This is a genomic window from Natronorubrum thiooxidans, assembly GCF_900156475.1.
In the GTDB taxonomy this organism is placed as follows: domain Archaea; phylum Halobacteriota; class Halobacteria; order Halobacteriales; family Natrialbaceae; genus Natronorubrum; species Natronorubrum thiooxidans.
In genome coordinates, this window is record NZ_FTNR01000005.1 from 13,864 (window position 1) to 38,499 (window position 24,636).

Genomic DNA, 24,636 nt, shown 5'->3' on the forward strand with positions numbered 1-24,636 from the left:
GCGATATGGACGTAACACGTATGGCTCCCCACAGCGTAGTCCCGCTGTGGCACGGCCGCTTCGCTTTCGTTATTCGCCCACGTCTTGGAGCGAACAGCGAGTTCGACAGGAAATTCTCCAGCCGCTCCGTTCGAACATCGGCGCCCGCGCAGTGACGCCGCGGTTCGATATCGGCGCGAACTGGGAGACACACCGCTTCGAGATGCAAAACGGCGACATCGCTCTCTTTGCGCGAACTGACGAGGAAGCCTACTGGATGGGCAACACCGAAACCCCCTCGTCGTTATGGCGAACTGATAAGTTTGGATGGCAGTCGGTTCCTCATCACGTCGCCCGCTGGAGCAAGCGCGAACTGCTTGCAACGCTCCACGACGAAGACCCGTGGCTCGCGGACTACCCACACATTTCGTGGTATTTTCTCCCCGTCTTCATGTCCAAAGACGGCCGCGAGTCGACACGGGCGTTCTTTCGCGAACACGCCGCCGGCTTCCCTGACGCCGGCCGACGCGAGACGACCCGCTTTTTCGAGGAGTTCTTCAAAACCGGCGTTTTAGACGAGTACCGACACGTCATGTCCGGCAAACTGGGGACCAGCGACCACGTCGACCGCGTCCGCATGAGCGCCGCGATGGGCGAATTCATCGCCGCCAAGATCCTCACCGACGCCGGCTACGACGTGGTTCCGGAGATCGAGGTCACAACCGGCCATTCGCTGGATTTCCGCGCCAAAGACGACGACACCAACGTCTTAGTCGAGGTCACTCGGCCACAGCCGCCGGCCAACCGTGTAGCGGCTGGCCCCGTTGCCGCCGTCCGCGACACCGCAGAGACGAAGGTCAACGGCCAACTCGCCGAACACGGCGGCGGTGCCGTCCTCTTCGTCGACTGCTCGAGTTTCCGTGACGACACCTGGAACGCCGTGCGTGGGGAACAACCCGATGTGCGCCACCGACCTGCCGTCGTCTACCGCGCCCGCCCGGACGGCCGGGTCGAAGGCTATCGGAAAGGATCGGTGCCGCTCGAGCTTGCGGACGCGATCGAACTGTTGGATTGAGCCGGCGGCGTTTCGGGTACCCGACTGATACGTAACGCTCCCCACGAGAGTTCCGCTTCGCATATCTATATGTTATATGGTGACAATACTCCTGGTATGCGTGCAGCAGTCCTCGAGGAACATGGCGAACCGCTATCGATCAAAGACGTCGACGCACCCGATCCAGCACCCGATGGTGCGGTCGTCGAGGTCGAAGCCTGTGGTGTCTGCCGGAGCGACTGGCACGGCTGGCAGGGCGACTGGGAGTGGCTCGATCTCGAGACCCAACCGGGCCAGATCCTGGGTCACGAGCCCGCTGGACACGTCGTCGCCGTCGGTGACGAGGTCGAAGGCGTCGACGAAGGCGACCACGTTGCGATCCCGTTCAATCTCGGCGACGGTGCCTGCCCGCGGTGTCAGCGAGGGCACTCGAATATCTGTGAGAACGTGATGCCGCTTGGCTTCATCGAGCAGGCCCAGGGCGCGTTCGCCGAGCAGGTACACGTCCCCGTCGCCGACCACAACCTCGTCCACCTCCCCGACGGCGTTTCATCGGTCGATATGGCCGGCCTGGGCTGTCGGTTCATGACGTCGTTTCACGCGCTGGCCCACCGCGCCGACGTCAGCGCTGGTGACTGGCTCTCGGTTCACGGCTGTGGCGGGGTTGGCCTCTCGGCGGTCCACATCGCCGACGCACTCGGCGCGAACGTCGTCGCAGTCGACCTCACGGACGACAAACTCGAGTTGGCGAAAGACCTCGGCGCTGTCGAGACCGTCAACGCCGCGGACGTCGACGACGTGCCCGGCGAGATCAAGTCGATCACGAACGGCGGCGCAAACGTCTCCATGGACGCGTTAGGTATCGCGACCACGTGCCAGAACTCCGTCTTCAGCCTCGATGCACACGGCCAGCACATCCAGGTCGGGCTGACGACACAGGACGAACAGGGAATGGTCACCCTGCCGACCGACGCAATGGTGATGCAAGAAATCGAGTTCATCGGCTCGCTCGGCATGCCACCGACACGCTACGACGAGATCTTCCGGATGGTCTCGACGGGGAAACTCGAGCCCGAAAAAGTCGTCTCCGAGACGATCGGCCTCGAGGATGTCAGTGACAAACTCGAATCAATGACCGACTACGAGACGGTTGGCATTCCAGTCATCGACGAGTTCTGAGCGAACACCGCGATCTCGCTTCCCCGTGGTCTTATTAACGAGTGGACTAACGATACCGCTATGGTAGCAATTGATGCGAGCGATCTATTACCGGCCGAACGACTCCGAACGGCTGTCCTCGAGGGCGAGGTGACCCAGATTCACCGTGGCGACAAGCACGCGACGACGGGTGACACCTTCGACATCGAGGGGACGACGTTCGAACTCGTCGCCGTGACCGAACAGCGCCTCGGCGACCTCACCGACGAGGACGCGCGTGCCGAAGGCTCTCCTGATCTCGAGGCGTATAAACAACGAATCGAACGCACCCACGATACCGAGTGGGACGACGAGACGACCGCGTTCTTGCACCGGTTCGAGCCCGCAACCGAGCGACCCGACTGACTCGAGAGACACGTCGAGACGGGGCCGTCGGTCGGTCGGGACTCGAGTGGCGATAGCGGCGATTATCATCACTCCTCGATCAGCGAGCGCACCGAAAACCGATCCGCGGCTATCGGCCCGTAGATCGGCGTAAAATGGCTGGTAGACTGAACGAGACCGCCGGCAAAACAGGTCGGCTTTAGAACGACACGGGGTCGGGTGCGTACGGACTCCCCAGCGGTGTCGGATCGCGGTCGCTGTAGCCGACGCGGCCGATCGCCTTGTTGCTGACGGCACAGGAGAGCGCAAGCCGGACGTCTTCCGGTGTTTCGAAGGTTTCGGACTCGAGGCGAGCGAGTACGTCGCCGACCGTCTCGGAGCCGTTCTGGAGTTCGAGGGTTCGATCGCCGTACTCTTCGATCAGTTCCTCGGTCGTGACGGGGTAGTTGCGGTCGGCGGCGAATTCGCCGGAGCCGTTGGGAAGCATTACACCTGTTCTTCGGTGAACAATGATTATAAACATTGTCCATATAGAACCTCTATGAGTGCTCTATACCTAATATTCCTAGAATTACCCTAGAGACTCCGGAACGGAGAGGACTGCGCGGAGAAACGACTTTACAGGCGCCACCCATCGACTCGAGTGAGATGCCCTATGCCGACTTACACGTCCACACGACGCGGTCGGACGGGAGCCTCGAACTCGAGGCCGTCCCGGACGCTGCTCGCCGTGCTGGCGTGGACGTCGTCGCAGTGACGGACCACGACCGGATACAGCCGTTCGACGCGCCGGTGATCGAACGCGACGGCGTGACGCTTATCAATGGGATCGAACTCCGGGTATCGACGCCGGCCGGACAGCGGGTCGACCTGCTGGGTTACGGCGTCAACGCGACGCCGGCACTCGAGGGAATTGTCGAGGAGATTCAGCTCAATCGGGTCGAACGGGGGCAGGCGATCGTCGACTGCGTCGAAGGTCAGCTCGGAATCGACCTCGGTGTCACCGTCGAGGACGGATTCGGTCGGCCACACGTCGCCAGAGCGATCGACGCCCATCCCGAGACGGCATACGACTACGGGGATGCGTTCGACCAGCTCATCGGCAACGGCGACCCCTGTTACGTGCCACGGGAGGTGCCGTCGTTCGAGTACGGGCTGGGAGCGCTCACTGCGTCCTGTCGGCTCGTCTCGCTTGCCCATCCACTGCGATATCCAGACCCAAACGAGGCGCTTGCACTGACGGCCGAGCCGTCCCTCGCAGCCGTCGAACGTCACTACGCCTACGGTCGAGACGGGGGCGATCACAGCGTCGTCGACCGAGCGATCGACCGCTACGACCTGCTCGTGACTGGTGGGTCCGACGCCCACGACGACGAACTCGGAATCACTGGGCTGTCACGGGACGAGTACGAACAGTTACGAATCGAAGAACGATCGGAACGATAATGTGAATCTTGGCCGATAGCGGAGGGTTCAATGCAACGTGGTCCCAACGACCGTTTATGAATTGCCACTACTGTGACCGGGAGGCCGCCTTCGCCGCGGAATCGGAAGGTCTCAAAGTCGGTCTCTGTGAGGAACACTTCCGCGAGCGGTTACAGGAACTCGCCGAAGCCGACGGGCTCGAGACGTTGAAAGAGCAAGTCGACGTCGATCGCGCAGAATAACCCGGCACGCGGCGTCCGTGCGTGTCATGCCGGCTCCGATATCCACCTGAGCGTCTCAATCCGTGCGGCTGGCGTCGACGTCGATCGCATCGACCGGACAGACGTCGACACAGAGCATACAATCGATACACTGGGCTTCGTGGGTCGGCTCGGCTTTCTTTTCGCTTTCGGGATGGTCCGGCGTGTCGACCCATTCGAAGACGTCGACGGGGCAGTCCTCGAGACAGGCACCGTCGGCGATACAGAGGTCGTAATCGACCGCGACGTGTGTGCCACGAATCCCGAGTTGCTCGGGTTCGTCGACCGGCCCCCAGACGGAAAGGCCGTTTTCTTCGCCTACTTTCTCCCGGTTCTCGTTAAACTGTGGATCTATGGCCATTGCTAACAGTCATACGCAGGTGACGCGCACGTAAAAGTGTGTACGCATCGATTCTCGAGAGATCGCCGTACAATGGTGGGAAACACGTGGCTGGTGGGACGAGCGTCGCTGTCCCGGCCGTGATCAGTAGCCAAGCGAGAGCGCCCAGTTGATGAGAAGGGCAACGAAGACGACCGCGAGCAACGCGGCGAGGACGCCGAAGGCGACACCCCAGCCGAAGAGATCGGCAAGCAGACCGGTGATGACGGAGCCGAGCGCACCGATGAAGCCGTAGACGCTCCTGATGAGGCCGAAGCCGGCCCCGCGTTCGGCCTCGGAGAGGACGTCCATGAACCGGGGCAACAACGCTGCCCCCCAGCCGAGACCGGTTCCAACGAGCACAACCGCCGCCAGGATCGAGCGGGTCCCGGGGACGGCGATCAGGAGGACAAACCCGGCCGCGGCGAGGACCATACAGCCCGCCGTCGCGAAATCACGGCCGTACCGGTCCGAGACGGCACCCACGCCGACCTGCGTGGTGGCCTGGATCACGAAATACCCCGCAAAGACCGTCCCAGCGAGTTCAGTCGACTGCCCGCGGTGTTCGACGAGGAACGTTGGCAGGAACGACGCCGTCGCCTGCCAGACGAACGCCCCCGCGATCGCGAGACAGATCGGGAACGCGATCTGTGGCCGCGAGAGCAGTTCGACCAGCGGCCCACGTTCGAACCGCTCTGACATCGGCTGTTCGGGCCGGCGTGGCTCTGTCGGCCGGACGCGCCAGGCAAAGAGGACGAACACTGGGATCGCTACCGCGGTCCCGAGGGCGACGGCGGGCCGCCAGCCGTACCGAACCCCGATCCACGCGGCGGCCGGCGGGACGAGCAGGCCCGCAGCGGGGCCGCCGCTGTTGTGGACACCGATTGCCGTCCCGATCTCGTCGTAGGTCCGGGTCAGCAGCGTCGTCGCGACGCTGTAGTGCAGGCCAGCGACACCCCCGAGCAGGATCGTACCGATCACGAACAGCCCAAACAGTGGCGCAAGCGCGAGAAACGCACTCGCAACCGCAGTGCCGCCGACGGAAATGAGAATAACTGACCGCTCGCCGAACCGATCTGCCAGAACGCCACTCGGAAACTGCGCGGCGAAGTAGGCCATCCACATCCCCGTCAGTGCGATCCCGATCACCGAGTTCGAGACGGTAAACTCCTCGAGGATCAGCGGCACGACGGGGCTAATCGCCAGCCGGCCGGCCATCGTCGCGAAGAACGCAAGCGTAGACAGTACGAGAACGGTGTCGCGATATCGCCAGTTCATCGCTCGAGTCGAACCATCGCCGACGTCATCTGCCAGTTAGTTCGGGCCACCAGTTCGGTCGTCAGTTGCTGGGCGTCAATGAGCGTATTGATTTGATGTCGCTCGAGCGGGCGTATAGACGGCGTGCTGGGGAGAACGTGTGTTGGATCGCTGTACTATTCAGTATACTTATATAAACGTGGTTTCTGCTAGTCACATAGAATGAGCAAACAGACGACACGTGATCGGTCGACGGATGATAGAGAGAGTTCGAGTGATGAAACGGAGTTACACCCGCAGGACCGACGCCAACCACCGTCATCGCAGGAGACGGCATCGATCCCGCTGCTCGAGGGTGAGGAGATACTCATCGACGAACGGCCGGCGTGGTCTGCGTGGAGCTACCACCTGATGGTTGCCGGACTCGTCTTGCTCGGATCGATCGCGTTCGAAGAATTACTCGTCGGCGTAATCGGGGCCGGCCTTATCGCTGCTTACGTCTGGTACCAGCGAAGCAAAGTCACCTACGTGGTCACGGATCGCAGAATCGTGGTCGTGACGGGCCACTCGTCGAAATCGACGAACGAAACGTGGATGGAAGACGTCCGTGGAATGCAGACCGGTGCCTCCGCCGTCGAGCGACTGCTGGGACACGGCCACATCACGGTCTCACACGCCGTGCTTCCGACCGGCTTTGGCCGGTTCAAAGGGCTCAGACTGGGCGGGGTTCCGAACTACGAAGAGATCGCCGCCGTGATCCGAAAGCGCCAGTCCAATCGAAAGGACGGGCGGTACTGATACTGTCGGACAGCAGTCAGTGACACGTCGGTCGCGAATTCGCGGCCGTCACCTTGAGGACGGCCCCAGCAGCGCGATCGAGCGTTGAATAGTTCTATCCGGCAGTATGACGCGAGCCCACATCGATACCCCAGCAACCGGCCGCAAAAGCCAGAACACGTTTTCACCGAGCATCGTTGTCAGAGCGGATAGACACTTGTCCCGTCGCGTTCACGGCTACCGTATGCAGCCCGAGATCCGGATCGTCAGCACTGGTGGAACGATCGCAAGCACCTCGAGCGAGGCCGACGGCGACACGGGGAAGACACCCGCAGTCACCGGCGACGACCTCGTCGAAGCGGTGCCGGAGCTCACCGACTACGCCTCGATCGACGTCGACGACGTCTGTCAGGTCTCCGGCTTTCAGGTGGATTTCGAAACCGCCGGGCAGATCGTCGATGCGGCCGAACGCGCCGCACGCGAGGGCGCAGCCGGCGTCGTCGTCACGCACGGCACCGACACCATGGCTGAGTCAGCGTACTACGTCGACCTCGCTCTCGAGACCGAGCTTCCGGTCGTCTTCACCGGTGCCCAGCGGCCGTTCGACAAGTTGGGAACCGACGGCCCGACGAACCTGTTGCTGGCCGTCCGCACTGCAGCCGACGAGCGATTCCGAACAGCGGGCGGCAGCTATCTGGCGTTCAACGACAGCGTCCACAGCGCGCGCTGGGTCGTCAAATCCCACACGAGCAAACTCGAGACGTTCGTCTCACCCGGCAGCGGGCCGATCGCCGAACACACGCCAAACGGGCTGCGAACGCTCCGTGAGCCGGGACGGTACTCGAGGCCGATTCCGGGTGCACGGATCGACCCCGAGGTACGGGTCGACCTCGTCACGAACGCGATGGGCGTCGACGGCTGGCAGATCGACCGCGCACTCGAGGACGGCGTCGATGCCATCGTCGTCGCCGGAACGGGGCTCGGGAACACGACCGGCGCGCTCGGTGAAACGCTCGAGGACGCCATCGACGCGGGCGTGCCGGTCGTGCTCACCTCGCGCTGTCACGCCGGGACGACGGCCGGGCTGTACGGCGGCCCCGGTGGCGGGCAGACGTTACTCGAGGCCGGGGCGATTTCGGGTGGCGACCTCCCGGCATGGAAAGCACGGCTCCGGGCCGCGCTTGCTCTCTCGACGACCGATGGCGCGAACGCCCACGACCGGATACAGGCGGCGTTCGCGGGGATCGATTCGGTCGTCTGAGGCGGTCGCTGGCGGCCGATTTCTCACCGAGGGGAAGACACATCAGCGAATACACACATGTATTCAACAGGACACTCATCATGGCTCCCCAAACAGACATACAGACACGAGCCCTGCTCGAGGAGACACGGCTCTCGCTGACCAGACTCGAGACGCTGTCGGCACGGGTCGAAGCCGAGAGTACCGGGACGATCACCGTTCGCGCCCCGGCGACGGACGCGGCGATCGGCTCGATTCCGGCCTGTACCGACACCGACGTCGAACGTGCCGTCTCGCGTGCACGCGACGCCCAGCTTTCGTGGGCCGAAACCCCGGTCGAGGAGCGCGGCGACGTCCTCGAGCGCTTCGGTGACCTCGTCCTCGAGCACCGTGGCGAACTGCTCGATCTGCTCCAACTCGAGACGGGCAAATCCCGCCAAGACGCCGTCGAGGAGGTGCTCGACGTCCCGCTGACCTGCTCGTACTACGCCGACACGGGGCCGAGCGTGCTCGCTGAGAAACGCCGACGAGGTGCGCTGGCACCTGCGACGACCGCCCGTGTCACTCGCGATCCAGTCGGCGTCGTCGGCGTCGTCTCGCCGTGGAACTATCCGCTGACGCTCTCGCTGACTGACGCGATTCCAGCCCTCGTCGCTGGCAACAGCGTCGTGCTCAAACCCGACGAGAAGACGCCGTTTACCGCCCTCGCGCTCGCAGAGCTGCTCGAGCGTGCCGGGCTCCCCGACGGCGTCTTCGAAATCGTCACCGGTCAGGGGCCAGTCGTCGGCCCGGCGCTAATCGATCGCGTCGACTACGTGGCCTTTACCGGAAGCACCGAAACGGGCCGCACCGTCGCCGAACAGGCCGGTCGGAACCTGATCGACTGCTCGCTCGAACTCGGTGGGAAGAACCCGCTCGTCGTCCTCGAGGATGCCGACGTCGAACAGGCCGCCCGCGGCGCAGTTCAGGCCTGCTTTACGAACGCCGGCCAGCTCTGTCTCGCCGCCGAACAGCTCTACGTCGACGAGTCGGTTTTCGACGCCTTTCTCGACGCATTCGTCGGCGAGACGCGCCGGCTCACGCTCGGCACTGGCTTCGATTTCGACGCCGACGTCGGCTCGTTGATCGACGGCGACCAACTCGAGCGTGTCGAGACCCATGTCGACGACGCCCTCGAGTCGGGCGCGTCGGTGCTGACGGGTGGGAGACACCGCCCCGACGTCGGCCCGTTCTGTTACGAGCCGACGATCCTGACAGACGTCGAGTCCGGCGCCGCAGTCGCCTGCGAGGAGACGTTCGGTCCCGTCGTTTCCGTCGAGTCGGTTCCCGACACCGAGACCGCCGTCGAGCGAGCCAACGACTCCGACTATGGGCTCAACGCGAGCGTCTGGACCGGCGACCGCGACCGCGGCGTCGACGTCGCTCGCCGAATCGACTGTGGCACCGTCTGTGTCAACGACGGCTACGTCTCCGGCTGGGCAGCCGTCGACGCGCCGATGGGCGGAATCGGTGACTCCGGGCTCGGTCGCCGTCACGGCCGCGCCGGGATCGAACGCTACCTCGAGTCGAAAACGATCGCCACCTCCCGGATTGGACCGCTCGACGCACCGCCCGGTATTCCGGCATCGTGGTACGCTCGTGGCATGGTCGGCCTGACGCGACTGCAGCGCCGGCTGCCGTCCGTCTCGAGTCTCGTGGGGCGGCTCCGATGAGCGAACACACCGCCAGCGGCGGTGCTCGGGAGCCATCGCAGGTCCTGCTCACCGGCTTTCCCGGCTTTCTGGGGTCGGCGCTGGTCGAGCGCTTGCTCGAGCGCGGCGACGGCCCGATCGCCTGTCTGGTCCAGCCGAAATACCGCGCGCTCGCCGAGCGGCGGGCGAGCGAACTCGCCGGCTCCGATAGCGATCGACTCCGGCTCTACGAGGGGGATATTACCGAACCCGGAATCGGACTCGCCGATAGTGCGCTCGAAGCACTCGAGTCCGTCACGGAGCTCTATCATCTCGCAGCGATCTACGACCTCGCCGTCGACTCTGAACCCGCCGAGACGGTCAACGTTCGCGGGACCAAACACGTCCTCGATATCGCCGAGACCCTCGAGGTCGACCGGTTCCAGTACGTCAGCACGTGTTACGTCAGCGGACGCTACGACGGCGTCTTCACCGAGGACCACCTCGAGGAGGGCCAGACGTTCAACAACCACTACGAGCGGACAAAATACGAGGCCGAGGTCGCCGTCCAGGAACGGATGGCCGATGGGCTGCCGGCGACGATCTACCGTCCCGCGATCGTCGTCGGCGACAGCGAGACCGGTGAGGCCGACAAGTACGATGGCCCGTACTACCTGCTCCGGCTGCTGCTCGCCCAGCCAGCGGCCTGTTCGATCATAACGACGCTGCCCGGCGGTGCCGACAGCGAACTCAACGTCGTCCCACAGGACTTCGTCATCGACGCCATCGCACATCTGAGCGGCCGCGAGGACACTGTCGGCGAGGTGTATCAGCTCTGTGACCCGGCCCCGCTGTCGGTCCCGAACGTCATCGAGGAGATGGGCGCTGCGATGGGCCATCGCGTCGTCTCGATTCCCGGATCGAAACCGCTCACGAAACGACTGCTGAGCACACTCGAGGCGCGTGGCTGGCCCGCCGAGCCGGCGACGCTCGACTACCTCGACCATCCGACGCGGTACGCCTGTCCGAACACCCAGCGAGCGCTCGCCGGGACGGAACTTGAGTGTCCGCCGTTCGAGTCCTACGTCGACGCTCTCGTCGCGTTCGTCCGCGACAACCCGGACAGAAGCGACGAAGCGATGGCCTGATCCCCGAGCCGCGACGCGCGAACGCACCGCTTTTGCCCGCGCCGTTAGTAACGCCAGTATGAACCTCACACACCGTCCCCGGCGGCTTCGACAGGACGGGGTTCGCGGGCTCGTCAGCGAGACGAGCCTCGATCCCGCGGATCTCATCGCCCCGGTGTTTATCGACGCGACGACCGACGAGCGAATTCCGATCGCGTCGATGCCCGGCCACGAACGGGTGCCGATCGACGAAAGCGTCGCCCGCGTGGAGGAGGTCCTCGAGACGGGGGTCGAAGCCGTGATGGTGTTTGGCATTCCTATCGCGAAAGACGCACAGGGCACGCGTGCATGGGCCGAAGACGGTGTCGTTCAGGAGGCAACCCGGCGGATCACGGCCGAAACCGATGCGTACGTCATCACCGACGCCTGTCTCTGTGAGTACACCGACCACGGCCACTGTGGGACGCTCGAGGACGAACTCCGTGGCGAAGCGGGCCACGACCACAGCGAGGGCTGTGTCCACGACCCGACGATGACGGTCGACAACGACGCGACGCTCGAGAGCCTCGAGCGGATCGCCGTCTCCCACGCGGAGGCTGGCGCGGACATGATCGCGCCGAGTGGAATGATGGACGGAATGGTCGCGGCTATTCGCGAGGGACTCGATCGCGAGGGGTACGAACACGTCCCGATCATGAGCTACGCCGCGAAGTACGAGAGCGCCTTCTACGGGCCGTTCCGGGACGCCGCCGACGGTGCGCCATCGTTCGGGGACCGGCGACATTACCAGATGGATCCCGCCAACGCACGCGAAGCGATGCGTGAGGTTCGACTCGACGCCGAGCAGGGCGCAGACGTCCTGATGGTCAAACCCGCCCTGCCGTATCTGGATATCGTGAGCGAGCTGCGCCGGGAGTTCGATCACCCGATCGCCGCCTACAACGTCTCCGGCGAGTACGCCATGCTCCACGCCGCCGCTGAGAAGGGATGGTTGGATCTCGAGGCCGTCGCACACGAGTCGCTGCTGTCGATCAAACGCGCCGGTGCGGATCTGATTCTGACGTATTTCGCGGAAGCCGTCGCAGAAGACCTGGCTGCAGGTCGATAGCACGCGAGGGCACGCAACTGGCCGACTCGTTTCCATCGATTGTCTCAGTCGATAACGTAGCATTCGGACGAACGTCCACTCGATGACCTCGCTCGTGGAATTAGTGACAATATCTGCCGCGCGCGAGTGAAAGGCGCGACTGAGCGGCGGAACAGGTCTCTATCGACCACGATTCCGTGAAAATTCTCGCATCACCGGGTTTACAAAGTGAAAATATATAACCATCGATCGAAAAATGCGCAAGATCAGATACCCTTATACAAATTAAATCACCTCTAGATTTGTCCGCTTGTTCCTATTACGGCAGGATTATTAGACGATTATCAACGCTAATCCTTATATGTGGCTGCTCCATCCACATCAAACGTGATTCAGAAGACAACCATGAACTCGAACGATTCAGACATGGACATACGTCTACAACGCATCGATACCGAAACGCGAACGGCAGAGGTGACCGCGTAATGGATCCGACGCTCTTGCAGGCCGACACGGAGATGTTGATCGACTCGATCAACTACACGTGGGTCCTGATGGTCACGTTCCTCATCTTCTTCATGCACGCCGGCTTCGCCATGCTCGAGGCGGGGCAGGTCCGCTCGAAGAACGTCGCGAACCAGCTGACGAAGAACTTGCTGACCTGGAGCGTCGGCGTAACGGTGTTCTTCCTCATCGGTGTCGGCATCGAAAGCGCTGTCGCCGGTGCCGGCTTCGAACCCGCGTTCGCGGGAGACGCAACCAGCTGGATCGACTGGCTGTACGGTGCCGTGTTCGCCATGACGGCGGCGACCATCGTTTCGGGCGCCGTCGCTGGTCGTGCGAAACTCCGCGCATACGTCACGTACACGTTCCTGCTGGCAGCGGTCATCTACCCCGTGGTCACCGGCCTCACGTGGGCCGGCGAGTACCTCTCGTTCGGTGGCGTGCTGTTCGAGGACTTCGCGGGCGGGATGATCGTTCACGGCATGGGTGGCATCGCCGGCCTCACCGCTGCATGGGTGCTCGGTCCGCGCATGGATCGGTACAACGAGGACGGCAGCGTCAACGTCATCCCCGGTCACTCGCTGACTTTCGCGGTCCTGGGGACGCTGATCCTCGCTTTCGGCTGGTACGGTTTCAACGTCGGCACCTCAGCGATCTTCGGTGACGGTGCGTTCCTCGGCGACCAACTCGGGCGCGTCGCCGCGACCACGACCATCTCGATGGCCTGTGGCGCGATGGCCGCCGGGCTCGTCGCCTGGCTCAAGACCGGCAAAGTCGACACGCTGTACGTCGCAAACGGGCTGCTCGCTGGACTCGTCGGTATCACCGCGATCCCCCACACCACCGCGTGGTGGGGCGCTTTCGTCGTCGGCGGCCTCGCCGGTGCACAGCTCCCGATCGTCTTCGAGTTCGTCGAACAGCGACTGAAGATCGACGACGTCTGTGCGGTCTTCCCCGTCCACGGCTCCGCCGGGATCCTCGGCACGTTGCTGTTCCCGTTCGTCGCTGCACCGGGCGTCGTCGATAGCGTCGTCAACGCCTTCGTCGCACAGGTTATCGGTGTCGTCGTTATCGCCGGCTGGACGATCGGCGCGACCGCCGTCATCTGGTACGCGCTCAAAGCCGCCGGCCAGGCTCGAGTCACGCCCGAACACGAACGCGACGGACTCGACGTCTCCGAACACGGCGTCGACACCTACCCCGAGTTCGGTCAGCCCGACATCGCAACCGACGGCGGACACGCTGACGACGACACCGTCCTCCGAGCCGACGGTGGCGAGCCGAACGACGGTGAGATCAAAATGATCACCGCGATCGTCCGCCCCGACCGTCTCGGTGCGATCAAGCAATCACTCGCCGAGATCGGCGCGCCGTCGCTGACCGTCACCAACGTCTCCGGCCGTGGCTCCCAGCCCGCAAAGAAGGGCCAGTGGCGCGGCGAGGAGTACACGGTCGACCTTCACCAGAAGGTCAAAATCGAGTGTGTTGTCGCCGATATCCCCGCTGATGAAGTCGTCGAAGCGATCGGAACGGCCGCAAACACCGGCGAGCCGGGTGATGGGAAGATCTTCGTGCTCCCCGTCGAGGACGCCTACCAGGTCCGAACCGGCAACGCCGGACCGGACGCCGTCTGAAATCAGGCCGTCGCCCGTCTTCCCCGACTGACGTCTCTCACCCTCTTTTCGCGGTTCGATCGCTGTGATCGTCTTGACTCGAGGCGCGGTGAGTCGACCCCGGTACTACTTTCCCGTCCCGTTGCCAATCGACCGGGTATGAACGACGACAACTCACGCGAGCTGTACGACCGGGCGCTCTCGGTGATGCCCGGCGGCGTCAACTCGGCGGTTCGGGCGGCGATCGAACCCTATCCGTTCTTCGTCCAGAAAGGCGACGCAGGCCACGTTATCGACGCCGATGGTAACCGGTATATCGACTGGGTGATGGGCCTTGGCCCGCTGCTTCTGGGCCACAGCCTCCCGGAACAGGTTCAGGCGGCCATCCAGCAGAAGGCGAGCGAAGGGCCGATGTACGGCACGCCGACGGCAGTCGAGGTCGACCTCGCAGAGTTCGTCGTCCGGCACGTCCCAAGCGTCGAGAAGATTCGCTTCGTGAACTCCGGTACCGAAGCGACAGTTTCGGCGGTCCGACTCGCTCGCGGGTACACCGGCCGGAACAAGATCGTCGTCATGCAGGGTGGCTATCACGGCGCACAGGAATCGACACTGGTCGAGGGCACCCACGAGAATCCTGCACCGTCCTCCGCCGGAATTCCGCAGTCGTTCGCCGAACACACCCTTCCGGTCCCCTTCAATGACGAGGACGCCATGCGCGAGGTCTTCGAGGAACACGGCGACGACATCGCTGCGGTCCTCACCGAGCCGATTCTGGCAAACTACGGCATCGTCTACCCCGAAGACGGCTACCACGAGTTCCTGAGAGAGATTACGAACGAACACGGCTCGCTGCTGATTTTCGACGAGGTGATCACCGGCTTCCGCGTCGGCGGGCTTGGCTGTGCCCAGAGCGAGTTCGGCGTGACGCCTGACCTAACGACGTTCGGGAAGATCATCGGCGGCGGCTTCCCCGTCGGCGCGATCGGCGGCCGCGCCGAGATCATCGACGGCTTCGCCCCCGCCGGCGACGTCTTCCAGGCCGGCACCTTCTCCGGCCATCCCGTCACGATGGCCGCCGGCCTCGAGACCCTGCAGTTCGCCGCCGAAAACGACGTGTACAACCACGTCAACGGGCTCGGCGAGCAGCTTCGCAGCGGGCTCACCGAAATCGTCGCCGACCAGGCCCCCAGCTACACGGTTACGGGCACCGAGAGCATGTTCAAAGTGATCTTCACTCGCGAGGGGCCGGGCAAAGAGTCGCTCGAGGAGCAGTGTTCGGCGGGCTGTCGCCAGCGCCCGACCTGTCCACGCTACGACACCTGTCCGAAAAACGCCGCCGACGTAAAAAACGCCGAAACTGACCGCTGGCGGCGGGTCTTCTGGGGCCAGATGAAAGCCCAGGACGTCTTCCTCTCACAGAACCAGTTCGAGTGTCAGTTCGTCAGCTACGGCCACACGGAAGCCGACGTCGAAGCAACGCTCGAGGCGTACAAGAACGCGCTGTGAGCAGTCGAGAGCTGTGACTGGACGCGACCGCACCGCGGTAATGGGAGTGGACGAACCAAACGAGACACACATCACCGGTCGACCTTCCGTCGGGGACGGCCAGGTCTCGAGATGATCCCACGTGTCGATGACATCGACTGGGCACGGCTCATCGAGCGGTTGCTGTATCTGTTTCCGCCAGTGATCGGCGTCGGCCTCATCGGCATTCTGCGTGATGCCGACCCCGGTGTCCCCGGCCTCGAGCGTGGCCTTCTGCTCGTCGGGAGCTTCGGGTATACGCTCCTGACCATCGGGATCACAGCCGCTCTCGTTGTCGACGCTCGCCGGGTTCGAGCGCAGGGTGGGGCGAGCAGCCACTGGAAACCGAGCCCGTGGCTCAACGCCGTGTTCGCGCTCGTCTGGGCACCGGCCGCAGGCGTGTTCTATCTCTTTCGTCGACACAGACGGTTCGGAACGAAACCGGGATGGTCGGGCTGGTGGGTCGTTATCGCGATCTCACTCGTGACGACGCTTCTCGGGGCCGTCGCGGCGGGTGTCGCCGTGCTCCTCGTGCTCCCGGGGCTGTTTATGACCGCGGTCGGGCTAGCCGGTGCGATCGCCTTCGGAACGTTCCCGATCGCGATCCATCAAGACGCCGCCTACGTCTGCACCTACGGTAACGGCTGGCGACCGAATCCGGGATTCTACCTCGGGGTCGCGTTCGTGAGTCTGTTCGTACCGCCGTTACAGCCGATCGTTGCTGGCTACTACCTCACCAGACGCCGAAAGGCACTCTGAACGCGGTGTGTCGACGGCGACTCGAGGGCGGCCGCCGAAGGACACTGGATCGCGTCGTTTCCGGCTGTCGGCTCGGCTGTGAAGCGGCGAGGCAGGCGGCTGCAGGCACCGCCATTTCAACGAAACGCCGCTAACTAGCGATCTATCCACTACCATAGGCTGGTGTCAACAACGACGATCGGCCCACAACCAACTGCGGATGCGGTCCGTTGTACCGATCTCCCGGTGTACCTGCAGGATGGGTCGCGGGTACACCGGAACTGACGGACAGCAATCCGTATGAGACACTGCGACAACTGAGCACTTTCCCTCGAGTATGAATACGAGCATTGAAGTCGAGTACTGGGTGATCGATACCGACGGCGAACTCACCTCGCCGGGCGAACTCGCAGATATCTCCGAACGGACCGAACGGGAGTTCGTCGAACCGCTGTTCGAGCTGAAAACGCCTCCCTGTGAGACGATCAACGAACTGCAATCGTCGTTCGTCGAGCAACTCGACGAGGTGTTGTCGAGAGCCGCAACGGTGGATAAACGACTCGTCCCGCTGGGAACGCCGATCAACTGCGGGTCGATCGACCGCCGACCGGACGAACGCGGCCGCATCCAGAAGGCGGTCGTCGGCGAGAACTTCGACTACGCGAAGTACTGCGCCGGCACGCACATTCACGTCGAGAAATGAAACGTCACTGATCAGCTCAACACGCTCATCGCGCTGGACGCGGCGCTTGCACTGGTTAACTCCTCACCGTACTTTCACGGCGAACGCATCGCCAACAGCGCTCGAGCCTACTGTTACCGAAAGAAAAGCTACGCGGAGTTTCCCAAACACGGCCAGCTCTGGCACTACGTCGACACCGTCGGCGAGTGGCACCGCCGCCTCGAGCGCCGCTACGATGAGTTCAAACAGGCAGCACTCGAGGAAGGCATCGACGAGCGCGCAGTCGAGGCCCAGTTCTCGACCGATGACGTGGTCTGGACGCCGATTCGGTTGCGCGACGAGATGCCAACCGTCGAGTGGCGCTCACCTGATGCGGCGCTACCGAGCCAGGTGCTCCGCCTGGCCGACGAACTCGAGACGGTGATGGAACAGCTCCACCACACGACCGTCGAAATCGAACGCGATAGCGACCCCAGAAACACCGGTCACGTCACGGGCGACGGGATCTCCATCCCCGAGTTCGACACCGCCTGTGATCTCGCCGAAGCGGCGATGCACGACGGACTCGAGTCAACCGCCGTCGCGAGCTATCTCGAGCGGATGGGGTTTTCCGTCGACGACTACCATCCCATCGCCACGCGGATCGACGGCCGTCAGTACGTGCCCACCAGCGACGCTCGAGATTTGCGCTTAGAGTATGCGAGTCGACTTGAAGAGGACGTTGAGATCCTCCGCCAGTCAGCCGAACACTGAGCGAGAGCAGACCGTGTTACCAGGAGACATGCATCAGATGAGCCCGAAGATAAACGCCAGCCCCATTCCGACCAGGACGACCGCCGTGATCGTCGGTAGATGGGGCGTCACTCGCTCGATCCGTGCCTGATGGCGTTCGTAGCCCGCGATCAACAGCAGCGTCGGGGCGATGATCGCGATGATCACCGCAAGCGAATAGATGAGCATTAACTCGAGACAGAGTCCCGTTCCGGCACCGCTACAGATCGCCAGAATCTGAATTGGTTCCTCGTGGGCGAATCCGAGCAAGAGCGCCGTCGTTCCGAGAGCGACGAGCCCGCGTTCGGCGTGTTCTGCGGTCAGGTGCTGGTGGCCGTCGCCACCCGGCAAGGCGTTGCGGAGTCGCTCGAGCAAGCCTCGATCGTCGTGGTGGTCGTGTGCATGACTGTGGGCGTGGTGGTCGTGCGTATGCTGTCCGTGCTCGTGTGTGTGGTGGTCGCCGTGGAGTGTCTGACTCCCGCCGTCAGTGTGATGAGCGTGATCGTCGTGCTCGTGGTCGTGACCATGGTCGGTGCGCTCGTGCTCGTGGCCATGGTTACCGTCCTCGTGACCCTCGAGTCCGTGTCCGTGGCCACCGTTACGGTACTCGTGAATGCCAAGCAAAATTAACAGGGCTCCGGCGACGGTGCCGAGCCACGGGCCGTCGGCGAAGTCGGCGAACGCACTGAACCAGAAGTACGCCAGCACGAGCACGACGCTGCTGATCAGGTGACCGATCCCGAGGACCGATGCCGCGAGAAACCCATAGAGCCAGCGGTGCTGCCGATTGAGTGCGTACGTCGCCGCGATCGGCCAGCCATGATCCGGCAAGACACCGTGGACGAAACCGATCGCAACGACACCGAGGACGACGCCGAGTTCCATACCCAAACGGCATCGGTGCCGAGGTTTACGGGTTGTTATGATTTGACTCGAGCGGGCGTAATACGCCTATCAGGGATTGATAATCGCACCGATGAAGATACTAGTACTAGTGTGAGAGATGCAGTTCAGTTGTGAACTCAGTTCCCGTCGTTGTACTCGTACTCAGCCTCGGGGTCCTCGACACCCTCGGTACGAGAGCCGACCCACGCACCGAGCGAGAGACCGTAGACGAGATGCCCGGCGTGAAACAGCGCCAGTTCGTCGGTGTCGAGTCGGATACCCAGCAGTTCCTTCAGCATGAACTGTGAGCCAAACGCCGACAGCGCCATCCCGTAGACCGACCCCCAGACGAGGCCGCGTTGTTCGGGTTCGATCGACCGTTCGGCATCCTGCAGTGCAAACAGCGCCCCAAAGAGCGCCCCTGCCTGAATCCCGTAGGCAAGATGCAAGGCGAGACCCGCAACCGGATGGTCCGACGGCTTACCCCCCGTCACGTACTGCGCCCAGAAGTTCGCCGACGGCGGCAGCGACCGCAGGATCGGGAGCCGGAACGCCGTCATAATGAGCGTCGCGACGAACCCTGCCTGGAGCCCGCGGGCAGCGGCGTACGTGGCGTGTTCGACACGAGACTGGTTCTCGACCGCGTCGGGTCCTTCCCGTGGCTCGCTCGTCGATTGCAACCGTCGTAAATGATCGGACACGGACATACTGATCTCGGGACCACTCTCCCACGAGCAGTAACTTAACACTCTGGCGCGCGGCTGACGGCCCTGCCCGACAGGTATCGAGCACAACAACGTCCTCTCGAGTCACTCGTCGGGAAGAGCTTCGGCACCGACACACCGCCTGGCGATTTCGACATCGTCCGGATTTGGCTGTCAGAAGACGACATTTTACCAAAATACAATCGAGTTCGGTATGCCTAACCCACCATTGGTGTAGTTTCTGGACTAACGTCCGGGAATATTGCGCATTCCGATACGGACGTGGGGGTTGGGTTGGTACAGTTCAGTAATGGACGCCGACGCACCGCCCGCGTGGAACAGAGAAGCGTGTCGAACATACACGCCGGCCAATAGCGAACGGGAACTGCAGTATCGGACGTATTGTCACGAATCAGGTGACTTACGACTAAAGGTCGCACCGGCGTCGCTCGACGGCGAAGACCACCCCGGATACGCGCTGACCGCAACGACATACCCCGGTCTCGACCTCTCTGAGACGCTTCGCATCAGGATCGTTCTCACGTTCGATCGCTGTGATCGAATCGCCACCCAGTTTATGGACCTCTTTTCAGCCAGCTACGACGGCCCCGGCTCACTCGAGGACGCCCTCGAGTACGCTTCTCACCGAACGCGAGAACATCGATGATGCGCAGTCGTCCCAGCAAAAACTGATTGCAACGGATTCGACACCGTGTGCAGTTGGTAAGACTGGGATGGACCTTTGATTGTGGGGTGTTCACGCCAGTCGAGAGATAGCGACCCAGCACAGGCCGTACCGTGAGGACCTTTCTCGATAACAATTATTGGTTTATAATTCCAAAATTATATCTGGGAAAATATAAACGCACTAGGCTCGAAGCCATTCGTATGGCAACAACAGAATCAACCGATCCGACGGATACCGACGCGACCGACCAGACCGACGTACCGGTCTATCTCCCTGGAACGCCGACGATCGGGTTTACGAGTCGTCTCAAGCAACTGTTCGAGACGCTGGGTCGCTGATTCGGCGAACGACCTGCCGGATACAGGTCAGCAACCAGAATCGGACGTTCGGTACCCAGACTGTTCGCTTGTCTGTACGCTGTTGGCACAGTCAGTCGACACCACACATCGCACGACAGCTGTACTGGATGTGTAACTCATTTTAGCCAGTACGGCAGCAGTGCCAGCGTGGACCGCCACAGATCAGACAGCGTGACCGGTCACTCCCGTCCGACCCACTTCAGGACGATCAACGTCCCCTCGAACAGCAGAATCATGGTGAGCGCGACGAGGATGGGTGCCATCATCGTCGGATCCATCGTGAACATGAACGACAGTCCCGCGAAGGCCGCCCAGAAGTAGAGTCGCTTCTGGGCCAGCCAGCGGCGGGTCGTCACGCCCATCATGATCGCGAGCATGATGAACAGCGGGATCTGGAAGACGATTGCGAGGAAACCGATCAGCGTGATGATCAGGTTGAACGTGTCGCCGAGTGCGTAGGCAATGTTCGCACTGCCCTCGGCGTAGAACGTGAAGTACTGGAACAACACCGGCAGGACGAGGATGTACGAAAACAGCATGCCGATCCCCGCGAGCACGACGCTTGTCGGGACGGCCGCGAGGTAGTACTTGCGCTCGTGGGGATACAGCCCCGGTCGCATAAACAGATAACACTGGTAGACGAACATCGGCAGCGCTACCATGATCCCCAGCAGCGCCGAGACTTTGATCCGGGTCAGCCACAGCTCGAGTGGGTGATAGACGTGCGGTGGCGGAACCTCCGCGACGGTGTAGGGAAAGACGTTGAGCCAGATGTACTCGAGCGCATCGGAGGCCCACAGCAGGCCGATCGCGGTCCCAGCCGAGCCGACCAGCAAGACGACCGCGAGCCGAAGGACCATCTCCTCGATGTGGTCGGCCAGGGGCATCTCCTCGTCATCCGGTGGCGTCGAAATGCCGCCGACATCGTCGTCTGGGTCGGGGTAGGCAGGATCGCCGCCGTGTTCGTGGTGGTCGCCGACGACGCCTTCGCCGTCGGTTTCGACCGGGAGATCGGATTCGGTCTCGTGCTCGTTGTCGGTCGGCAGCGGCTCGTCGGATGACTCTGGGGGCGTTTCAGGCTCATCGACGGGGTTTGCGGCGTCTCCACCGTCGGCCGGCTCGTCCGACATCTATCGAGATATAGATAGGCCAGCGGTTATAGGCCTTTTTCTTACGAGCACTGGCCAAGCGTCTTGGAATCTCGAAATCGGCCGTTATTACACTGTCACTCGAAAGGTTGATAACTGGATGTCAGTTACCAACACCAGTAAATGAGTTCTGCCGTCGGCGAAGATACGGCCAAAGCCATCGCCACCGGCCGGGAGACGATCGGCACACTGCTCTCGAGTGCACAGACGCATCTCCAGAAGGTGTTTATCGTCTTCGTCATCGGCTTCATCGGCTCGTTCTATGCCCTGCGCATCTGGATCTGGGACTTCCTCGAGGCGACGGCGAAAGCTGAAATGGCACAGTACGTCGCCGACCAGACGGATATCATCACTCGAACACCGTTCGAGGTGATCCTCTTACAGGCCAAAATCGGGATGTTCGCCGGGGTTCTCGTGGCCATTCCCGCCCTCCTCTATCTCTCGCGTGATGCGCTTCAGCGTCGCGGGTATAACAGCGCCGTCCCGATCTCGAAGACGTACATCGGCGGACTCGTACTGAGCGCGTTCGTCCTGTTCTGGGCTGGCGTTGTCTATGCGTACACGATCTTTTTTCCCTACGCCTTCGATTTCCTCGCACAAAACGCAGTCAGCGTCGGCGTCAAGCCCAGTTTCGGTATCACCGAGTTCACCGAGTTTATCGCCCTCCTGACTCTCTCGTTCGGGCTTGCGGCCCAACTGCCGCTGCTTATGGGCGTGCTGGCATACACCGAGATCGTCCCCTACGAGACCTTCCGGGACAAGTGGCGCCACGCCATCGTCGGCGTCACCATCTTCGGCGCACTGTTCTCCCCACCGGATCCCTTTACCCTGGTGATGTGGGCGCTGCCGATGGTCGCGCTGTACATCTTCAGTCTCGGACTGGCGAAAGTCGTCACTAACATCCGCCGTCGCGGGGCCGCCGAAACCGACCTCAGCGGTACCACACACGTCAAACGGACTGTCCTCCAGTTTACCGGCGTCCTGACACTTGTCGCCGTCCTGACGGGCGCGTTCGTCAATCAGGGCGGCTTCGACACCCTCGAGGAATCGGTCTATCCGCTCTTCCCGTCGTGGCTGCGACCCGGCTCCGGCGGTCCCGGCGGCCTCGAGGCCATGGCGGCCGAATACGGCCTGCTCGGTGACGCCGCAGTCGGGCTTCTCGTCGCCGCCGGCGTCGGCTTCATTATTCTGGTCGGGTACACGATCAAAGTGTTACAGGCCCCGGTCTACCCCCGCGAGGACGATATCCGGACCGCGGATGACCCCGATGATGTCGACTTCGACACCCTCACCGCCGCGGATATAGAGGACGTCCCAATCCAGGTCTTCCGGACGATGGACGAAGAGGAGGCCCTCGACTACTCCCGACAGGCGATGTACGACGACGACCGGGAGAAAGCACAGGCGATCCTCGATCGGTTCGATTCGCTCGAAGCGGAACGTGACGGCGATACGGACGGCTCGAGTGCCGGGTCGACCGGGAAAAGCGCTGGCGGTCAGAAGGCCGCCGACAGTGGTGAGGAGGGGGGCGGGCTCTTCTCGAGTACTGCCGCTGGAATGCTCGATCCCTTCACCGAGGAGGAGACCACCGAAGACGATATCGGTGGCTACGCCTACGATTTCGCGTTTATCCTCAACAGCCTCACCTCGAAGATGTTCCGCATCGTCGGCGTGTTCATGCTCGTCATGGGCGGGACGTTCTTCTGGCTCTACAGCGGCGGCTTGCGGACGGTGTACGCACAGTTCCTCTCGGGTGTTCCGGACGACGTATTAGTCGAGGTCGCCGAACAAAACGATGTGACCGGCGAGCCTGCACTGATGACGACTGGCGAACTCCTCGACCAGATGGATCTGGTGATCGCGCTCCATCCGGTCGAGGTGCTGATCTTCGAAGTGAAAGTGAGTGTGCTGGCAGCGATCATCGCCGTCTTGCCCATGGTGTTGTACTACGCCTGGCCCGCGATGAAAGAGCGCGGGCTGGTCTACGGTGACCGACGCACGTTCATCGTCTGGGGAGGCTCGCTGTTCGGCGGGTTCGCACTCGGCACCTACCTCGGCTTTTACTGGGTCGCACCGGCGATCATTTCGTATCTCGTCACCGACGCGATCACCAACGGAATGGTCGTCTCCTACCGGATCAGCAGCTTCTTCTGGCTGGTGATCTTCACGACTGTCGGTATCGGCTTCCTGATGAACATCGTCGTCACAATGGCGCTGTTTCACGTCGGCGGAATCCTCACCTACCGGACGATGCTCCGGCGCTGGCGACCCGTCGTCGTCGGTATCTTCGCCATCGCCGCGATCGCCAGTCCGAAAGGCATCCTGACGATGCTCCTGTTTGCCATCCCGATCGCACTGACCTACCTGCTGGGGCTTGCCGTGCTCTATGCCCTTACCGGCGGCGGGCGGCTATTCGGCGGTGGCGGCGGCAAGACCGCACCCGAATCAGACGCCGACTCCGGTACCGTTACTAAATAAGTCTCGTGCTCGAGACACAGGCGGTGTCCTCGTTTGCGGCGAAACTGAACGACGAACCGATGGCAGCCGATCGAGTTGTATACGGACTGTTAAGAGACTCCCCATCGAACGATCACGCAGACTGATGCCCAAAATCAGCGTCGAAATCCCACAGGAACTCCTCGAAGATCTAGACGACCACGTCGGCGACGACGGCAAATTCGTCAACCGCAGTGACGCGATCCGTGCCTCGATTCGGAAAACGCTCGACATCTTAGACGAGATCGACGACCGCCACGATCGTCTCGAGGACGAACACTAACATATCGTTACCGTTGATAATTATGAAAGGTGTTATATGCTACGAGTAGCGTCTCATACAGCATGACATCACCGGCTGCGGAGCGATTGGACAACAGCGAGACTCGGACTCTCGAACTTCCCACGACGGCAGCCACACAGCGCGCGCTTCACGAAGCGACCGGCCACCTCTACGACGAACTGGCAATCGCCCGCGAGCGATCCGAAGCGGGTGCCGACCTCTCTGACGACCTGTTCGACGAACTCGAGACGCTCTACGTCGCGACTGCAGAGGAGTCGGCCACGGATATCGAACTCACGTATCGTCTCGAGGACGACGACGAAACGCAGTAGTCGGTCGCGACATCGTTTCTCATACTGCCGGACAAAACTATTCACGCACCGATCGTACGCGAACGATCGTCGCCTTCGGCGACGAGCCGTGAGACGCGATCGGGCGTTTACT

Annotated in this window: 24 protein-coding genes and 1 pseudogene; 19 read left to right on the plus strand and 6 right to left on the minus strand. The window is 62.4% G+C overall.

Going from position 1 to position 24,636, the window contains the following annotated elements; all coding sequences use genetic code 11:
• Window positions 1–46 precede the first annotated feature (46 nt).
• The 3 genes from BW940_RS08215 (at window position 47) to BW940_RS08225 (ending at window position 2,596) form a co-directional block, all read left to right on the plus strand.
• Window positions 47–1,054, plus strand: coding sequence for a DUF5784 family protein (locus tag BW940_RS08215; RefSeq protein ID WP_076608727.1), 1,008 nt, complete (start codon window positions 47–49; stop codon window positions 1,052–1,054).
• A 96-nt stretch (window positions 1,055–1,150) separates the two neighbouring features.
• Window positions 1,151–2,212, plus strand: a complete 1,062-nt coding sequence (locus BW940_RS08220) for a zinc-dependent alcohol dehydrogenase family protein (RefSeq protein ID WP_076608728.1) — start codon at window positions 1,151–1,153, stop codon at window positions 2,210–2,212.
• Window positions 2,213–2,272: 60 nt separating this feature from the next.
• Window positions 2,273–2,596 (plus strand): ASCH domain-containing protein, encoded by a 324-nt coding sequence (locus BW940_RS08225; RefSeq protein ID WP_076608729.1) that lies wholly within the window; start codon window positions 2,273–2,275, stop codon window positions 2,594–2,596.
• Between the two features lie 178 nt (window positions 2,597–2,774).
• On the opposite strand, the gene BW940_RS08230 is transcribed toward BW940_RS08225, so the two are convergent.
• Window positions 2,775–3,062 carry a DUF5789 family protein gene (locus tag BW940_RS08230; RefSeq protein WP_076608730.1) on the minus strand — a complete coding sequence of 96 codons (288 nt, stop codon included), beginning with the start codon at window positions 3,060–3,062 and terminating at the stop codon, window positions 2,775–2,777.
• 161 nt (window positions 3,063–3,223) lie between these two features.
• On the opposite strand from BW940_RS08230, the gene BW940_RS08235 reads away from it, so the two are divergent.
• Together BW940_RS08235 and BW940_RS21770 are read left to right on the plus strand one after the other, a co-directional pair.
• Window positions 3,224–4,021, plus strand: a complete 798-nt coding sequence (locus tag BW940_RS08235) for a PHP domain-containing protein (RefSeq protein WP_076608731.1) — start codon at window positions 3,224–3,226, stop codon at window positions 4,019–4,021.
• Window positions 4,022–4,077: 56 nt separating this feature from the next.
• The gene (locus BW940_RS21770) at window positions 4,078–4,242 is read left to right on the plus strand and encodes a DUF6757 family protein (protein WP_173834868.1); all 165 of its coding nucleotides are present in this window, start codon (window positions 4,078–4,080) and stop codon (window positions 4,240–4,242) included.
• A gap of 55 nt (window positions 4,243–4,297) precedes the next feature.
• Here BW940_RS21770 and BW940_RS08240 read toward each other — a convergent pair whose 3' ends face one another.
• A complete protein-coding gene (locus BW940_RS08240; RefSeq protein WP_076608732.1) occupies window positions 4,298–4,621 on the minus strand; it encodes a 4Fe-4S dicluster domain-containing protein in 324 nt (107 codons plus the stop codon).
• Between the two features lie 123 nt (window positions 4,622–4,744).
• On the minus strand, window positions 4,745–5,917 hold the full coding sequence (locus BW940_RS08245; RefSeq protein WP_076608733.1) for an MFS transporter: 1,173 nt from the start codon (window positions 5,915–5,917) through the stop codon (window positions 4,745–4,747).
• A gap of 201 nt (window positions 5,918–6,118) precedes the next feature.
• Between BW940_RS08245 and BW940_RS08250 the strand changes: the two genes are divergently transcribed.
• From BW940_RS08250 to BW940_RS08290, 9 genes and pseudogenes are all read left to right on the plus strand, one after another.
• The gene (locus BW940_RS08250; protein ID WP_076608734.1) at window positions 6,119–6,694 is read left to right on the plus strand and encodes a PH domain-containing protein; all 576 of its coding nucleotides are present in this window, start codon (window positions 6,119–6,121) and stop codon (window positions 6,692–6,694) included.
• 223 nt (window positions 6,695–6,917) lie between these two features.
• Complete coding sequence (locus BW940_RS08255; protein ID WP_076608735.1) at window positions 6,918–7,934, plus strand: asparaginase; 1,017 nt, start codon at window positions 6,918–6,920, stop codon at window positions 7,932–7,934.
• Between the two features lie 80 nt (window positions 7,935–8,014).
• Window positions 8,015–9,625, plus strand: coding sequence for a succinic semialdehyde dehydrogenase (locus BW940_RS08260; protein ID WP_076608736.1), 1,611 nt, complete (start codon window positions 8,015–8,017; stop codon window positions 9,623–9,625).
• Window positions 9,622–10,731 (plus strand): SDR family oxidoreductase, encoded by a 1,110-nt coding sequence (locus BW940_RS08265; protein WP_076608737.1) that lies wholly within the window; start codon window positions 9,622–9,624, stop codon window positions 10,729–10,731. The genes BW940_RS08260 and BW940_RS08265 overlap by 4 nt, the downstream gene beginning before the upstream one ends.
• Window positions 10,732–10,789: 58 nt before the next feature.
• A complete protein-coding gene (hemB, locus tag BW940_RS08270) occupies window positions 10,790–11,818 on the plus strand; it encodes a porphobilinogen synthase (RefSeq protein WP_076608738.1) in 1,029 nt (342 codons plus the stop codon).
• Window positions 11,819–12,282: 464 nt separating this feature from the next.
• Window positions 12,283–13,935, plus strand: a complete 1,653-nt coding sequence (locus tag BW940_RS08275; protein ID WP_076608739.1) for an ammonium transporter — start codon at window positions 12,283–12,285, stop codon at window positions 13,933–13,935.
• A gap of 138 nt (window positions 13,936–14,073) precedes the next feature.
• Window positions 14,074–15,420, plus strand: a complete 1,347-nt coding sequence (gene hemL / locus BW940_RS08280) for a glutamate-1-semialdehyde 2,1-aminomutase (RefSeq protein WP_076608740.1) — start codon at window positions 14,074–14,076, stop codon at window positions 15,418–15,420.
• A 111-nt stretch (window positions 15,421–15,531) separates the two neighbouring features.
• A complete protein-coding gene (locus BW940_RS08285; protein WP_076608741.1) occupies window positions 15,532–16,197 on the plus strand; it encodes a hypothetical protein in 666 nt (221 codons plus the stop codon).
• Window positions 16,198–16,513: 316 nt separating this feature from the next.
• Window positions 16,514–17,611, plus strand: a pseudogene (locus BW940_RS08290) (glutamate-cysteine ligase family protein).
• 33 nt (window positions 17,612–17,644) lie between these two features.
• Here the strand turns inward: BW940_RS08290 and BW940_RS08295 are convergent.
• Both BW940_RS08295 and BW940_RS08300 read right to left on the minus strand, forming a co-directional pair.
• Window positions 17,645–18,514 carry an ABC transporter permease gene (locus tag BW940_RS08295; RefSeq protein WP_076608742.1) on the minus strand — a complete coding sequence of 290 codons (870 nt, stop codon included), beginning with the start codon at window positions 18,512–18,514 and terminating at the stop codon, window positions 17,645–17,647.
• A gap of 137 nt (window positions 18,515–18,651) precedes the next feature.
• Window positions 18,652–19,221, minus strand: a complete 570-nt coding sequence (locus tag BW940_RS08300; protein ID WP_076608743.1) for a DUF6789 family protein — start codon at window positions 19,219–19,221, stop codon at window positions 18,652–18,654.
• A 307-nt stretch (window positions 19,222–19,528) separates the two neighbouring features.
• Here BW940_RS08300 and BW940_RS08305 point away from each other — a divergent pair, with 307 nt between their 5' ends.
• The gene (locus BW940_RS08305; protein ID WP_076608744.1) at window positions 19,529–19,885 is read left to right on the plus strand and encodes a hypothetical protein; all 357 of its coding nucleotides are present in this window, start codon (window positions 19,529–19,531) and stop codon (window positions 19,883–19,885) included.
• A 221-nt stretch (window positions 19,886–20,106) separates the two neighbouring features.
• Complete coding sequence (locus BW940_RS21775; protein ID WP_173834869.1) at window positions 20,107–20,244, plus strand: hypothetical protein; 138 nt, start codon at window positions 20,107–20,109, stop codon at window positions 20,242–20,244.
• Window positions 20,245–20,444: 200 nt separating this feature from the next.
• Here the strand turns inward: BW940_RS21775 and tatC are convergent, their stop codons facing one another.
• Complete coding sequence (tatC, locus tag BW940_RS08310) at window positions 20,445–21,395, minus strand: twin-arginine translocase subunit TatC (RefSeq protein WP_076608745.1); 951 nt, start codon at window positions 21,393–21,395, stop codon at window positions 20,445–20,447.
• A gap of 141 nt (window positions 21,396–21,536) precedes the next feature.
• Here tatC and BW940_RS08315 point away from each other — a divergent pair, with 141 nt between their 5' ends.
• The 3 genes from BW940_RS08315 (at window position 21,537) to BW940_RS08325 (ending at window position 24,524) form a co-directional block, all read left to right on the plus strand.
• Window positions 21,537–23,891, plus strand: coding sequence for a twin-arginine translocase subunit TatC (locus BW940_RS08315; RefSeq protein WP_076608746.1), 2,355 nt, complete (start codon window positions 21,537–21,539; stop codon window positions 23,889–23,891).
• 124 nt (window positions 23,892–24,015) lie between these two features.
• Window positions 24,016–24,192: a ribbon-helix-helix domain-containing protein gene (locus BW940_RS08320; RefSeq protein WP_076608747.1), complete on the plus strand. Its 177-nt coding sequence runs from the start codon at window positions 24,016–24,018 to the stop codon at window positions 24,190–24,192.
• Window positions 24,193–24,254: 62 nt separating this feature from the next.
• Window positions 24,255–24,524, plus strand: coding sequence for a hypothetical protein (locus BW940_RS08325; RefSeq protein WP_076608748.1), 270 nt, complete (start codon window positions 24,255–24,257; stop codon window positions 24,522–24,524).
• Window positions 24,525–24,636 lie beyond the last annotated feature (112 nt).